At 71.3% G+C, this 14575-nt stretch carries 11 protein-coding genes; 4 read left to right on the top strand and 7 right to left on the bottom strand.

Going from position 1 to position 14575, the window contains the following annotated elements; all coding sequences use genetic code 11:
- The first annotated feature begins 174 nt into the window (after nt 1–174).
- On the top strand, nt 175–450 hold the full coding sequence (locus Csp2054_RS07395; RefSeq protein WP_096898669.1) for a DUF4031 domain-containing protein: 276 nt from the start codon (nt 175–177) through the stop codon (nt 448–450).
- 168 nt (nt 451–618) lie between these two features.
- Here the strand turns inward: Csp2054_RS07395 and Csp2054_RS07390 are convergent, their stop codons facing one another.
- Complete coding sequence (locus Csp2054_RS07390; RefSeq protein WP_141399171.1) at nt 619–1266, bottom strand: hypothetical protein; 648 nt, start codon at nt 1264–1266, stop codon at nt 619–621.
- A gap of 205 nt (nt 1267–1471) precedes the next feature.
- Nucleotides 1472–4366 carry an Rne/Rng family ribonuclease gene (locus Csp2054_RS07385; protein ID WP_096898667.1) on the bottom strand — a complete coding sequence of 965 codons (2895 nt, stop codon included), beginning with the start codon at nt 4364–4366 and terminating at the stop codon, nt 1472–1474.
- A gap of 336 nt (nt 4367–4702) precedes the next feature.
- Here Csp2054_RS07385 and Csp2054_RS07380 point away from each other — a divergent pair, with 336 nt between their 5' ends.
- Together Csp2054_RS07380 and Csp2054_RS07375 are read left to right on the top strand one after the other, a co-directional pair.
- Nucleotides 4703–5305 carry a vitamin K epoxide reductase family protein gene (locus Csp2054_RS07380; protein ID WP_255252652.1) on the top strand — a complete coding sequence of 201 codons (603 nt, stop codon included), beginning with the start codon at nt 4703–4705 and terminating at the stop codon, nt 5303–5305.
- 133 nt (nt 5306–5438) lie between these two features.
- Nucleotides 5439–6290, top strand: coding sequence for a DsbA family protein (locus Csp2054_RS07375; RefSeq protein WP_096898665.1), 852 nt, complete (start codon nt 5439–5441; stop codon nt 6288–6290).
- A 366-nt stretch (nt 6291–6656) separates the two neighbouring features.
- On the opposite strand, the gene Csp2054_RS07370 is transcribed toward Csp2054_RS07375, so the two are convergent.
- Genes Csp2054_RS07370 through ileS form a run of 5 tightly spaced genes read right to left on the bottom strand, consistent with a single transcriptional unit; the run spans nt 6657 to nt 13134 of the window.
- Nucleotides 6657–7505 (bottom strand): DsbA family protein, encoded by an 849-nt coding sequence (locus tag Csp2054_RS07370; RefSeq protein ID WP_096898664.1) that lies wholly within the window; start codon nt 7503–7505, stop codon nt 6657–6659.
- Between the two features lie 37 nt (nt 7506–7542).
- Complete coding sequence (gene ndk, locus Csp2054_RS07365) at nt 7543–7962, bottom strand: nucleoside-diphosphate kinase (RefSeq protein WP_096898663.1); 420 nt, start codon at nt 7960–7962, stop codon at nt 7543–7545.
- A gap of 32 nt (nt 7963–7994) precedes the next feature.
- Entirely contained in the window at nt 7995–8429 is a 435-nt protein-coding gene (locus Csp2054_RS07360; RefSeq protein WP_096898662.1) for a DUF4233 domain-containing protein, read from the bottom strand.
- Nucleotides 8426–9886 (bottom strand): bifunctional folylpolyglutamate synthase/dihydrofolate synthase, encoded by a 1461-nt coding sequence (locus tag Csp2054_RS07355; RefSeq protein WP_096898661.1) that lies wholly within the window; start codon nt 9884–9886, stop codon nt 8426–8428. Before Csp2054_RS07355 ends, Csp2054_RS07360 begins: the two co-directional genes overlap by 4 nt.
- Nucleotides 9883–13134, bottom strand: coding sequence for an isoleucine--tRNA ligase (ileS, locus tag Csp2054_RS07350; protein ID WP_096898660.1), 3252 nt, complete (start codon nt 13132–13134; stop codon nt 9883–9885). The genes Csp2054_RS07355 and ileS overlap by 4 nt, the downstream gene beginning before the upstream one ends.
- Nucleotides 13135–13383: 249 nt before the next feature.
- On the opposite strand from ileS, the gene Csp2054_RS07345 reads away from it, so the two are divergent.
- Nucleotides 13384–14424, top strand: coding sequence for a cation diffusion facilitator family transporter (locus Csp2054_RS07345; protein WP_096898659.1), 1041 nt, complete (start codon nt 13384–13386; stop codon nt 14422–14424).
- Nucleotides 14425–14575 lie beyond the last annotated feature (151 nt).

The following is a 14575-nucleotide window of genomic DNA, read 5'->3' as shown; positions in this document are numbered from 1 at the left end:
ATTCCTTACGTACTCTGCTTGAGGGAAGTCTCGGGTGCCCACTGCTGCACGAGCGGCTCCCGGGGAGGCCGGGCCCGATCGGCGACGCAGGCAGAACGGCCCGCTGACACCAGGGATCGAGAATACTCGATCCCACCGGGTCCGGTCAAACGGCGACACACGTACGATTGACGGGTGACCGTCCTGATCGACCCGCCGACGTGGCCTGCGCACGACACACTGTGGTCGCACCTCGTCAGTGACGAATCGTACGACGAACTCCACGCTTTCGCGAGGGCCGCCGGCCTCCCCCGTCGCGGGTTCGACCACGACCACTACGACGTGCCGATGGCGCGGTACGAGGAGCTCGTGGCGGCCGGGGCGACGCCCGTCACCGGTCGCGAGCTGGTCCTCCGGCTGATCCGGAGCGGGCTGCGCGTGGCGCAGCGGGACAAGCGCCCGGCGCGCTGACGGCACGTCGGGCCTGGAGGCACGGATCACCCGGGGCGGTCGGCCCGCGTCACGGACGGTGCAGCGGGCACGAGCGGCGCTGCGGTCACGGAAGGCGTGCGCGGTCGTCGGGGGACGCGGTCCGTGCGCGGGACGGCCAGTCGGCGCCGCGCGCCCCGCCGCGGACCGTCACCGTCGCGGCGGCGCCCAGGGGTCGCCCGGCTGCTGCGCCTCCGGCCACGAGTCCCCGGGCTGCTGCGGGTACGCCCCCGGCTGCTGCACGGTGGCGGGCTGCATGGTGGCGGGCGGCACGGTGGCGGGCGGGACGGCATCCGGGCGTCGTGCGGCACCCGGGACACCGAGCGGCCTACCGGTGGTGCCCCGCGGTCGGCCGAGCCACAGCCATGCCGCCGTCACCGTGGCGACGAGCATGAGCGTCAGCGGCAGCCCGCTCTGGATCGGCGCGGTGACGACGTCGACGAGGAGCCGTCCGGCACCGTACCCGCGGACCGCGCCGGACGCCCCGGTGACGATCCCGACGAGCGCGAGCGCGATCGTTCCCGCAGCCCCGGCCAGCACCGCACGGAGCAGCACCACGGGCAGCGGTGAGCGCCGGGCGACCGGCACCAGGAACGCGAGCGCCAGGAACGCCCCGACGTGGAAGGGCAGCGGTGCGACGAAGACGCCGCGGACGAAGCTGCCGATGAGGCTCTCTCCCGCGTAGCTCGTGAACGGGTGCACGACGAGGGAGGTGCCGAGCAGCCCGACGAGTCCGGACACGAACTCCACCACGATGACGGACACGACCGCGATGAGCGCGCCGGTCGTGTTCGCCACCGAGGCCCCCGGTGCGAACGCGCGACGCGGATCGGGTGCGTCCGCGCGACGCCGGGGCGGCATCGGCGGCACGTACTGCTGCCCCGGCGACAGGCCAGGATCGGCACCGGGGCGCGGTCCGACGCCGGGGCCCGGCGCGGGCTGACCCCAGCCCGCGCCGTAGTGTCCGCGGTCCTGCGTGCGGGGGTCGCCCGCGTCCGTCACGTCAGTTCCCCACGATGACGGGGCCGTCCTCGGGCGCGTCGCCGTCGGTCGACGCCGGTGCGCTGATGCTCGGCGACGACACGCGGCGCGAGCGGGACCGGCCCTGGCCCGGCTGCTTCGGCTCGGGCAGCGCGTTGAGCACCGAGTCGAGGATCGACTCCGCGTCGGCGACCTTGCGCGGCTCGCGGGCGGTCACGGCGACCGGGATGTCGAGGATCGCCACGGTGTGCTCGCTCGGCGTCACCGGCGTGCTCGAGCTCACGCGTCGGCGGACGGGCGCCGAGGGCGTCTCGTCGGCCGAGGCAGGAGCCGGAGCAGCAGCGGGCGTCGTCTCGGATCGTGCGCCGGACTGGTCGGTGCCGGACTGCTCGGTGCCGGCCTGCTCGGTGCCGGACTGCTGCGCGGACTGGTCGGAGCCGCCACGCCCACCACGACGACGACGGCGCTTCGATCCCCCGCCGGACTGCTCGGCCGGGGCGTCGCTCGGGCGCTCCGCCTGGTCGCCACCCGACGTCGGAGCGGTGGCCCCGTCGGACGCTGCCTCGGGTGCCGAGGTCGGGGTCGCCGGCGTGGCGACGCCCGTGACGGGGTGGTCCTGCTCGTCGTGCGGGATCGTCGACGCCGCGATCCGCGAGAGCGCGTTCTTCACGTCGTCGGTGATCTGGTGGGCGTGCGACGACTGGCTGTTGCCCGACCCGTTGCCGGAGCCGCCGTTGCCGTTGCCCGAGCCGCCGTTGCCGTTCGACCCGCCGCCGTTGCCGCCGCGGCTCTTCCGACGGCCCTTCGACGGGCCCGGGTCCGCGTTGTTGTCGTTGACCTTCGCGTTGACCTCGTCGAGCGACTCGCGGAGCCCGACGCCGATCTTCTTGCGGGTCATCTGCACGAGGCCGAGCGAGGTGACCTCGGCGACCTGGTGCTTCGTGCGGTCGCGGCTCAGGCACTCGACGAGTCGTCGGAGCACGAGGTCACGGTTCGACTCGAGCACCATGTCGATGAAGTCGACCACGATGATGCCGCCGATGTCGCGCAGCCGGAGCTGACGGACGATCTCCTCGGCGGCCTCGAGGTTGTTCTTCGTGACGGTCTCCTCGAGGTTGCCGCCGGAGCCGACGAACTTCCCCGTGTTGACGTCGACGACCGTCATGGCCTCGGTGCGGTCGATGACGAGCGACCCGCCGGAGGGCAGCCACACCTTGCGGTCGAGGGCCTTCTCGATCTGCTCGTTGAGGCGGTACTCCTCGAAGGAGTCCGGGCCGTCGTAGATCTCGACGCGGTCCTTCAGGTCGGGGGCGACGGCGTCCAGGTAGTCCTCGATGGTGCCGCGGGCCGCGTCGCCGTCGATGATCAGCTTCGTGAAGTCCTCGTTGAAGACGTCACGGACGATCTTGATGAGGAGGTCGGGCTCCGAGTGCAGCATCGCGGGCGCGTGCCCGTTCGACACCTTCTTCTGGATCGCCTCCCACTGGCTGGTGAGCCGCTGGACGTCGCGGGTCAGCTGCTCCTCCGTGGCGCCCTCGGCGGCCGTGCGCACGATGACGCCGGCGTGCTCCGGGAGGACCTCCTTGAGGATCTTCTTGAGCCGCGCACGCTCGGTGTCGGGCAACTTGCGAGAGATCCCGTTCATCGAGCCGTTCGGCACGTAGACGAGGTAACGACCGGGCAGCGAGACCTGCGACGTCAGACGGGCGCCCTTGTGCCCCACCGGGTCCTTCGTGACCTGCACGAGCACCTTGTCGCCCGGCTTGAGCGCGGCCTCGATCCGACGGCCGTGGCTCGTGTCGACGGAGTTCCAGTCGACCTCGCCCGCGTACAGCACCGCGTTGCGACCGCGACCGATGTCGACGAACGCCGCCTCCATCGAGGGCAGCACGTTCTGCACCTTGCCGAGGTACACGTTGCCGATGAGCGACACGTTGTGCGACTTCGTCACGTAGTGCTCGGCGAGGACACCGTCCTCGAGCACGCCGATCTCGATCTTCTGCGCGCTCGACCGCACGATCATCTGGCGGTCGACGCTCTCGCGGCGGGCGAGGAACTCGTCCTCGGTGATCACCTGGCGACGACGACCCGCGTCCCGCCCGTCACGGCGACGTTGCTTCTTGGCCTCGAGACGCGTCGAGCCCTTGATGCGCTGCGGCTCGGTGATGAGCTCCGGCTCGCGGCGGCGCGGCTCCGGCTCGCTGCCACCGGTGCTGCCGCTGCTGGCACCCCGGCGCCGCGAGCGACGGCGGCCGCCACCCTGCTCGTCGTCGTCCTCGTCCTGCGCGGACCGCGGTGCGCGCTCGGGCACCTCGGGCAGCACGGGCGCGTGGAAGATCAGGCTGAGCGTGCTCGTCGCCTTCGGGACGAACGGCTCCTCGGGCGCGGACCCCGGACGGGAGGCGCTGCTCGCCCCCGCCTCGTCGGTCGCGGTGTCCGTGGCGGTGGCGCCGGCTGCGGGTGCGGCCGCGGTGGGCTCCCCCGCGTCCGACGCGACCACGGGGAGGTCGCCGGTCAGCGTGCTGACGTCGTGCGGCTCGCCGCCGCCCGCCGTCGCCTCGACCGCGACGGACACCGCGGGATCGGCGACGCCGGTCGGTGCGGCGCTGTCGCCGTCGACCGCGTCCGCGGCGGCCGACGCCGGTGCATCGGCGGTCGCGACGACCGGCGCGGAGCCGTCCCCGGCCGCGGCGTCGACGGATGCGGCGTCCGTGGTCGTGACGTCAGCGGTCGTGCCGTCAGCGACCGGGGCGACTGCCTCGGCCTGCACAGCGGCATCCTGCTCGACGGGAGCCGCCTGCTCGACGACGCCCCGTGCCTCCAGGTCGGTCGACCGGGCGCGGCGTCCGCCGAACAGGCGGCTCCGACGCTTCGGGGTCTCGTCGTTCTTCGTGTTGTCGTTGTTCTGCTCCACCATGGAACTGGTGCACTCCTCGGCCCCACTCGCACCCTGACGGGCGGCGGGAATTCTGTGTCGTGACGGGTGGCGTCCACGCCCCCGCTCTCCTGCTGTTGCGACCGGCCCGCGGCAACTTGTGGTGCGTCCGCGTCCGTTCGTGCTCGGGCACCCGGCCCGGGCTTCGCGGAGCGTCGGAGTGACGCGTGGTCCGGTCGCGGCACGCTCTCACCGCGCCTGGTTCGTCCGGGCTGGGCCCGGAAAGCTCTCGCCGACGGCCGTGTCCGGTCGTGCGACCCCACCATCATCGCATGCCGCTCCCGGAAAGGACCGGAACGTGCATGCGATGATGACCGCGTGAGCACGCCGCGTACCGCACCCCGCCGTCCGATCGCCATGGGGATCTTCCTGCTCGTGACCGCCGTCGTGGCGTTGTACGCGTCGTTCCGGCTCGTGCTCGACGAGTTCGCGAAGTACGAGAACCCGAAGACCGCACTGTCCTGCGACGTCAACGTCTTCGTGAACTGCTCCGACGTGATGACGAGTGCGCAGGGGCACCTGCTCGGCTTCCCGAACCCCCTGCTCGGGCTGATGGGGTTCGTCGCGCCGATCGCCGTGGCGGTCATGCTGCTCGCCGGGTTCCGGAACGGATCGCGGTGGTTCTGGATCGTGTTCAACGCGGGCGTGTTCCTCGCCTGGGTGTTCGTGACGTGGCTGTTCACCCAGACCGTGTGGTCCATCGGCGCGCTCTGCCCCTGGTGCATGCTCGTCTGGTCGATGACGATCCCCATGTTCTGGGTGTTCACGATCTGGAACCTCGCGCAGGGCCGCTTCGGGTCAGGGGCCCAGCGGGTCGGCAGGACCCTGCTCCCCTTCTGCTGGGCGTTCCCGCTCGCGAACTACCTCGTCATCGCGGTGTCGATCATCATCATGTTCCCGCGCATCTTCCAGAGCTTCTGACCCGGCTGCGGAGGCTCCCGACCCGCGTTCCTGTGGGCCACCCATGACTCTTCGATGACACGTCACCGGATTCGGGGGGCCTTCCCAGCCAGGACGCCGCTGGGGCGATCGTGGCCGACCTACGCTCGGATCGATGAGTGAGAACCAGGGAAAGAAGGCGCGGCGGGACGAGGCACGTGAACGTGCCCGGGCCGCACGCGAGAAGGCGCAGGCACGTCGCCGACGGAACCGGACGCTGACGATCAGCGGCATCATCGTGGGCGGCCTCGCCGTCGTCAGCGCGATCGTGCTGGTCATCGCGAACTCGGTGGCCCCGGCGGGCCCCGGTCCGCGCAACATGGCGAGCGACGGCATCCTCCTGCACGGGGTGAGCGGCAAGATCGAGGCGGTCCGCACCGCGGCGATCCCGGAGGGCGGCAAGCCCACCGCGACCAAGCAGGACGACTCGGTGGCGAACATCACGCTGTACACGGACTACATGTGCCCGTACTGCAACCAGTTCGAGACCGCGCAGATGGCCCAGATCAAGCAGTGGGTCGAGGACGGTTCCGCCACGCTCGAGCTGCACCCGTTCAACCTGCTCGACTCGTCGTCGCTCGGGTCGAAGTACTCCACCCGCTCCGCTGCCGCTGCCGCGTGCGTGGCGAACTCGGACCCGGACGACTTCCTGGCGTTCAACTCGTCGCTGTACGAGAACCAACCGTCCGAGGGCACGCGCGGGCTGACGAACGACAAGCTCGTGTCGCTCGCGAAGGCCGCCGGCGCCACGAGTCCCACGGTGGCGGACTGCATCACGTCCCAGAAGTTCGCCGGGTGGGTGGCCGACGCGACGAACCGGGTGCTGAACGACAAGCTCCCGAACTCGTCGCTCGACAAGCTCACCGGGACGCCGACGGTCATCGTGAACGGGAAGCAGTACACCGGGTCGCTCACCGACACCGACGCGTTCGCCGCGTTCGTGCTGCAGAACGGCGGCAAGGCCTAGCAGCAGCGCATCCCGAGCAGCCCTGGCGTCGTCCCTGCGTGGTCGGCGACGGGGGTGCTCGCTGCCTCTGACCCGCGGCGGGCACTCCCGAGCGGGTCGGTCCGCAGCGGCTCACCGGCGTCGGAGGACCCGCGCCGGCAACGAGGATGCCGCCCCCGTTCCGCTCCCGATCCCGTTCCGCCGTGTGGCCGATCCGGTGCAGGATCCTCGGCCTGCGCGCACCGGAACGGCCACGAGCGACGACGGCTCGACACGTCGTCCGTCCGTCACGACGCGCAGCCGTCCTGCAGTCCGTTGCGACGGCTGCGGTCGCGCACGACGCCCCCGCTCCGGATCGGAACGGGGGCGTCGTGCGGGACCGGGGACCTACTTCGCGGCGGCCTCGATCTTGGTGATGACGTCGGTCACGTTGTCGAGCTTCTGCCCGTCGACGACGACCGTCGGGGTGCCGAAGCCGCTGGAGCCCTGGAGCGTCGGATCGGCGAGGACGGCGTCGGTGGTCTTCGTCACCCACCCCTTGAACTCCTCGTTCGCCAGGCAGTCCGACAGCCCGGACCCGCTCGCGCCGCCCTGCTTGACGAGGTCGGCGATCTGCGCGTTCGTCAGGCCCTTCGTGCCCTCCTCCGGCTGGTTCTCGAAGAACTGCGTCTGCACGTCGAGGAACTTGTCGGGGTCGTAGTTCGCGACGCACATCGCGGCGTTCGCTGCGCGGCTCGCGTACCGGGAGCCCGCGTAGTTGCGGTCGAGGATCGACACGGGGTGGATCGCGAGCGTCGCGTCGCCGGACTTCACCTTGTCGAGGATCTGGTCGGCGTAGGCGGCCTCGAACTGCTTGCACACCGGGCAGGCCCAGTCGACGTACTCGACGACCGAGGCGGCTCCGTCGGGCCCCGTGGTCGGCACCGGGCTGGCGGTCGCCGTCGCGCTCACCGCACCGGTCTCGACCGGGACGACCTTGCCGTCCTCGCCGGTGAACTGGATCGCGCCCGTGATCATGTTCTTCGGTCCGGTGGCCGAGACGGTGCCGGCGTTGTTCACGTTCACCACGACGATGGCGACCACTGCCGCGATCGCGATGATCCCCAGGCCGATGCCGCCCTGCAGGAACCACTTGTTGCGGCGCTTGCGCTTGCGCTCGGCCTCCGCGCGCTGGCGGGCGACGTCGCGCGCGTGGGCACGGCGCTCGTTCTTGGTGGGTCGGTCGTTGTTCGTCATGCTCGTCGCTCCTGGGGTCGCGCCGGTCGGTCGTCGCTCACGCGAACCAGAGACCGAGCTCGCGGGCAGCGGACTCGGAGGAGTCCGAGCCGTGCACGAGGTTCTGCTGGACCTTGAGACCCCAGTCGCGACCGAGGTCACCGCGGATGGTGCCGGGCGCCGCCGAGGTCGGGTCGGTGGTGCCGGCGAGCGAGCGGAAGCCCGCGATGACGCCGTTGCCTGCGACGCGGACCGCGACGACCGGGCCGGACTGCATGAACTCCACGAGCGGCTCGAAGAACGGCTTGCCCTGGTGTTCCTCGTAGTGGGCGTCGAGCAGGTCGCGCGGTGCGGTCAGCATCTTCAGGTCGACGATCTCGTAGCCCTTGGCCTCGATCCGACGGAGGATCTCGCCCGTCAGCTGGCGGGCGACACCGTCGGGCTTGACGAGGACGAGGGTCTCTTCGAGGTCGGACATGCAGAACTCCTTGACGGGGTCGTGGGTGGTGGTCAGCCCTCGCCCGCAGCGGCGCGTCGTGCGGCGTTCTGCCGGTCGAGCTGACCGCCCTTGGCGAAGCAGTAGATCCACAGCGCCAGGAACACCGCGCCCACCGCGAACATGAACGGTTCGATGAAACCGGTGGCGAGGATGGCCGCCTGCAGCAGCCACCCGAACCATACACCGGCACGGTTGCCGGTCAGCCGTGACGCCAGGGCGAGCACGATGATCGCGCCGATGCCGCCGCCGAACGCGACGAGCGGCGGCAGCGTGTGCTTGCCGAACGTCACGAGCATCGGGAAGAAGAACATCACGGCCTCGAGGCCGAGGGTGATCGAGAGCAGGCTCTCGCGCGCGCCGCGGTCGCGGCGGGGCCTCCGCTGACGCGGCGGACGGGCCGCGTTCGTCGGCTGTTCCGGCCTGGAGGCACGGTTCGGCTCCGTCACTTCGCCTCGCTTTCCGCGTGCACCAGGTCCATGACCGCGCCCACCATCACGATGGACCCCGCAACGAGCACCATGGCGTCCTCGGCGTCCGCCTCGTCCGCCAGGTCACGCGCCTGCTGCAAGGCCTGGTCGAGTGCGGGCTCGACGACGACGCGGTCCGCGCCGACCTCGTCGACCACGATCCGGGCGAAGGCGTCGGCGTCGAGGGCCCGCTCCCCCGGCGGCTGGGTCACGACGAAGGTCTGGACGGTGTCCTTGAGCGCGCGGACGAACCCGCGGGCGTCCTTGTCGCCGAGGATCCCGACCACGCCGACGACGTGCTCGGAGGGGAAGGCCACCGGCAGCGCATCGGCGAGCGCCCTGGCACCGTGCGGGTTGTGCGCGGCGTCGACGACGACCACGGGGTCCTGCGCGATGGGCTGGAGGCGCCCAGGGCTCGTCGCGGCCGCCAGACCCTCGGACAGCACGTCCTCGTCGAGCGCCTGCGACCCACGCCCGAGGAACGACTCGACGGCGGCGATCGCGACCGCGGCGTTGTGGGCCTGGTGCGCGCCGAACAGCGGCACGAAGAGGTCGTCGTACGTGCCGGCGAGCCCCTGCACGCTGACGAGCTGGCCGCCCACCGCGGGGGTGTCGCTCGTGACCCGGAAGCCGGTGCCCTCGACGGACAGCGTCGACTCGGTGAGCTCCGCCGCCCGTTCGAGCTCGGCGAGCGCGTCGGCGGTCTGGGCGCTCGACACGACCGACGACGACGGCTTGACGATGCCGGACTTCGTGCGGGCGATCTCGGCGACCGTGTTGCCGAGCTGCTTGGCGTGGTCGATCGCGATCGGCGTGAACACCGCGACCTGGCTCTGCACGACGTTGGTGGAGTCCCACTCGCCGCCCATGCCGACCTCGATCACCGCGACGTCGACCGGTGCCTCGGCGAAGCACGCGAGCGCGAGCACCGTGAGCGCCTCGAAGAACGTCAGCGGCAGTTCGCCCTTCGCCGTGAGCTCGGCGTCGGTCATCTCGAGGATCGGGGCGATGTCGTCCCAGTTCTCGACGAACCGGTCGGCGGCGATCGGTTCGCCGTCGATGACGATGCGCTCCCGGATGGACACCAGGTGCGGGCTCGTCATGAGTCCGGTGCGGAGGCCGTGCGCACGGACGATGCTCTCGGTCATCCGGGCCGTCGAGGTCTTGCCGTTCGTCCCGGTGATGTGGATGACCGGGTAGGCCAGGTGCGGGTCACCGAGGAGCTCGACCGCGCGGCGGGTGGCGCTCAACCGGTGCTCGGGTGCCTGTTCGCCGATCCGGGCGTACAGGGCGGCCTGCACGCGGCGGACCTCGTCGTCGTCCCCGTCCGCCGGGGAGGGGCCGACCGGCGCCGGGGTCGCCGGTCCGGCAGGGATCGCGATGCCCTCGGCGCCCTCGTCGTCGTACGCGTGCTCGTGCTCGTTCTGGTCGCTCATGCGCGTGCCACCTCCACGGACACCTTCGCATCCTCGCCGACGTCGGTCGTGGTCGCCTCGGGGGCGAGCCCGACGACATCGACGCTCGTCGCGAGGGTCTCCCCCGCGATGAGCTCCTGGTGGGCGCGGACGGCCTCGGCCGCCGCGTCGGAGACCCCGAGCGTCAGGGCGATGCGGTCGCTGACGTCGAGGTCGGCGTCGCGGCGGGCCTGCTGGACGGCACGGACGACGTCGCGGGCGAGTCCCTCGGCCTCGAGCTCGGGAGTGGTCACGGTGTCGAGGACGACGAAGCCGCCGCCGTCGAGGAACGCCACGGCCACCGAGTCGTCGGCGACCGTGAGGTCGAGCGAGTACTCGCCCTCGACGAGGTCCACTCCGCCGACCGTGACGCCGGACTCCGTCGCGACCCAGTCACCGCGCTTGGCCGCCGGGATCACCTGCTGCACCTGCTTGCCGATGCGCGGCCCGGCGGCGCGGGCGTTGACGGTGAGCTTGCGCTCGATGCCGTACTGCGCCAGGGACTCCTCGGCCTGCTGCTCGAGCACGACCCGCTTCACGTTGAGCTCGTCACGGAGGATGTCCGCGAACGGCTCGACGGCTGCGGGGTCCGGCACGACGAGCGTCAGGGTCGCGAGCGGCAGCCGGACGCGCTTGCCGGTCGCCTTGCGGAGCGCGAGGCCCTTCGAGGCGACGTCGCGCACGCGGTCCATCGCAGCGACGAGGGCGTCGTCGGCGGGGAACTCGGAAGCGTCCGGGAAGTCCTCGAGGTGCACCGAACGGCCGCCGGTCAGGCCCTTCCAGACCTCCTCGGTGACGAGCGGGGCGAGCGGGGCGGCGACGCGGGTGAGGGTCTCGAGCACGGTGTACAGCGTGTCGAAGGCGGCCCGCGCCTCCGGACTCGACGACGCACCGGCCCAGAACTTGTCGCGCGAGCGCCGCACGTACCAGTTCGTGAGCACGTCGGCGAACTCCCGGACGGCCTGCGCCGCGAGCGGGGTGTCGAGCGCGTCGAGGTGCGCCGTGACGTCCGCGACGAGCACCCGGGTCTTGGCGAGCAGGTAGCGGTCCAGCACGTCGGTGCTCGCCGTGCTGCGGGATGCCTGGTACCCGTCCGTCCCGGAGGCGTTGGCGTAGAGCGTGAAGAAGTAGTACGTCGACCAGAGCGGCAGCAGGAACTCGCGGACGCCCTGGCGGATGCCCTCCTCGGTCACGACGAGGTTGCCGCCGCGGATCACCGACGACGACATGAGGAACCAGCGCATGGCGTCGGCGCCGTCGCGGTCGAACACCTCGGACACGTCCGGGTAGTTGCGGAGCGACTTCGACATCTTCTGCCCGTCGGAGCCGAGGACGATGCCGTGGCTGATGACGTTGCGGAACGCCGGACGGTCGAACAGCGCGGTGGAGAGCACGTGCATGACGTAGAACCAGCCGCGGGTCTGCCCGATGTACTCGACGATGAAGTCGGCCGGGTTGTGCGCCTCGAACCACTCGCGGTTCTCGAACGGGTAGTGCACCTGCGCGTACGGCATCGAGCCGGAGTCGAACCACACGTCGAACACGTCCGAGATCCGGCGCATGGTCGACTTCCCGGTCGGGTCGTCGGGGTTCGGCCGGGTCAGGTCGTCGATGAACGGACGGTGCAGGTCGACCTCGCCGTCGGCGTTCACCGGCAGCCGGCCGAAGTCGCGCTCGATCTCCTCGAGGGAGCCGTACACGTCCGTGCGCGGGTACGCCGGGTCGTCCGACTGCCACACGGGGATCGGCGTGCCGAAGTACCGGTTGCGCGAGACCGACCAGTCGATCGCGTTGCCGACCCACTTGCCGAACTGCCCGTCCTTGACGTTGTCCGGCACCCAGTTGATCTCCTGGTTGAGCGCACCCATGCGGTCGCGGATCTCCGTGACGCGGACGAACCACGACGAGACCGCCTTGTAGATGAGCGGCTTGCGGCAGCGCCAGCAGTGCGGGTAGCTGTGCTCGTAGGACGCCTGCCGGAGCAGCCGCCCGGCGTCGCGGACGGCCTTCGTCAGCGGCTTGTTCGCGTCCGACCAGAGCATGCCGGCCACCTCGCCGAACTGCGACGTGAACACCCCGCCCTCGTCGAGCGACAGCACCACCGGGATGCCGGCGGCGGCACAGACCTCCTGGTCGTCCGCACCGTACGCGGGGGCCTGGTGCACGATGCCCGTGCCCTCACCCGTCTCGACGTACTCGGCCACGAGGATGCGCCAGGCGTGCTCGTAGCCCTCCTGGTCGGCCAGGAAGTCGAACAGCCGCTCGTACTCGACGCCGTCGAGCTCGGCGCCGACGACCGTGCGCAGCACGGCGGCGAGCGCCTCCTCGGCGTTCTCGTAACCGAGGTCCTTCGCGTGGGCCGCCACGGTGTCGGACGCGAGCAGGTACTGCGCCGAGCCGGCGTCGCCACCGTCAGCCGCGCCTCCCGGCCCGGCCGGGACGACCGCGTACACGATCCCCGGACCGACGGCGAGGGCGGCGTTCGTCGGCAGCGTCCACGGGGTCGTCGTCCAGGCGAGCGCCCGCACGCCGTCCAGGCCGAGCTCGGAGGCGCGCGACCCGCGCAGCGGGAACGCGACCGTGACGGACTGGTCCTGCCGCGACTGGTAGACGTCGTCGTCCATCCGCAGCTCGTGGTTCGACAGCGGCGTCTGGTCGTTCCAGCAGTACGGCAGGACGCGGAAGCCCTCGTACGCGAGGCCCTTGTCCCACAGCTGCTTCCACGCCCACAGCACGCTCTCCATGAACGTGACGTCGAGGGTCTTGTAGTCGTTCTCGAAGTCGACCCACCGGGCCTGGCGGGTGACGTACTGCTGCCACTCGTCGGTGTACTGCAGGACGCTCTTCTTGGCAGCGGCGTTGAAGACGTCGACGCCCATCGCGTCGATCTCGTGCTTCTCGGTGATGCCGAGCTGGCGCATGGCCTCGAGCTCGGCGGGCAGGCCGTGGGTGTCCCAGCCGAACCGGCGGTGCACCTGCTTGCCGCGCATGGTCTGGTAGCGCGGGAAGACGTCCTTCGCGTACCCGGTGAGCAGGTGGCCGTAGTGCGGCAGCCCGTTCGCGAACGGCGGGCCGTCGTAGAACGTCCACTCCGTGCAGCCCTCGCGCTGGTCGATCGACGCCTGGAACGTGCCGTCGCCCTTCCAGAAGGCGAGGATTCCCTGCTCGACGGCGGGGAAGGACGGCGACGGGGTCACGCCGTCGGCGGACGAGTTCAGCGGGTAGGCCACGAGCTGCTCCTGTGGGTTCGGTTCGTCTCCACGAGGACGGAAGCTCTGCTCCGCGGTACCACCTCGCTTGCCGACCGTTGATCACCCAGCGGTCGACCGCTCGTTGTCCGGGGCTGTGCGGCCCGGTCCGCCCGGTTCTACTGCCGGACGGTCCGTGGTGCGGACCGCCGGGTTCTTCCGGAGACTCCCCGGTGATGGCCGGTTCGACGTCTTCGGCCCGAGTCTACCCGAGGGGAGCATGCTGGAGCGATGCCCTCGGAAGAACAGGAGGAGCGGCCCGAATCGCTCCTCACCGTCATCATCGCGTTCGCCGCCAACCTCCTCGTCGCGATCGCCAAGACCATCGCCTCGATGCTGTCCGGGTCCGCCTCGATGGTGGCCGAGGCGGCGCACTCGTGGGCGGACACCGGCAACGAGGTCTTCCTGCTCGTGGCGGAGCGGCGCGGTGCGAAGCCGCGGGACGCGAAGCACCCGCTCGGCTACGGCCGTGAGACGTACATCTGGTCGATGTTCGCGGCGTTCGGCCTGTTCACCGCCGGCGCCGTCGTGTCCATCTGGCACGGGATCACGCAGCTCGGCGAGAGCGGCCCGGCCGAGGACGTCACGCTGAACTACATCGTGCTCGCGGTGGCCTTCGTCCTGGAGGGCACGAGCTTCGTGCAGGCCTTCCGGCAGGCGCACGGCGCGGCGACGAAGCGTCGGGTCCCGGTGCTCCGCCACGTCCTGCAGTCGTCGAACCCCACGCTCCGTGCCGTGTTCGCCGAGGACGCCGCCGCCCTGATCGGGCTCGTGATCGCGTTCCTCGGCGTGCTGCTGCACCAGCTCACCGGCCTGGCGGTGTTCGACGCGATCGGGTCGATCCTCGTGGGCATCCTGCTCGGCGTCGTCGCGGTCGTGCTCATCGACCGCAACCGTCGCTTCCTGGTGGGGCAGAGCACCTCCCCCGAGCTCGAGGACGCGGTCCTGGTCGACCTGCTCGGACGCGACGAGGTGGAGCGGGTCACCTACCTGCACCTGGAGTTCGTGGGGCCGTCGCGGGTGTACCTCGTCGCGGCCGTCGACCTGACCGGCAACGAGGACGAGGAGCACGTCGCGATCCGGTTGCGCCGGGTCGAGCAGCAGTTGGAGACGAGCAAGTACGTCGAGGAGGCCGTCCTGACCCTGAGCTACCCGGGGGCCGACTCGCTCGTGCCGTCCGGCACGGACGGCGAGGTGCCGGGGATCGTGCGGGACGGCACGGTGGAGGACGTCGCGGCCGGGGGTGCGGGCACGCTGCGGACGGAGCGCTGACGGCAGCGTGCGCTGACGACGGACGGGAGGCGCGGGTCGGGTCCGGCGGGTGCGCCCGGTCCGGCGGGTGCGCCCGGTCCGGCGGGTGCGCCCGGTCCGGCGGGTGCGCCCGGTCCGGCGGGAGCGCCCGGTCCGGCGGGAGCGCCCGGTC

Source organism: Curtobacterium sp. 'Ferrero', from assembly GCF_002412165.1.
Classification (GTDB): Bacteria; Actinomycetota; Actinomycetes; order Actinomycetales; family Microbacteriaceae; genus Curtobacterium.
This window is presented reverse-complemented; position numbering and strand designations above follow the sequence as displayed.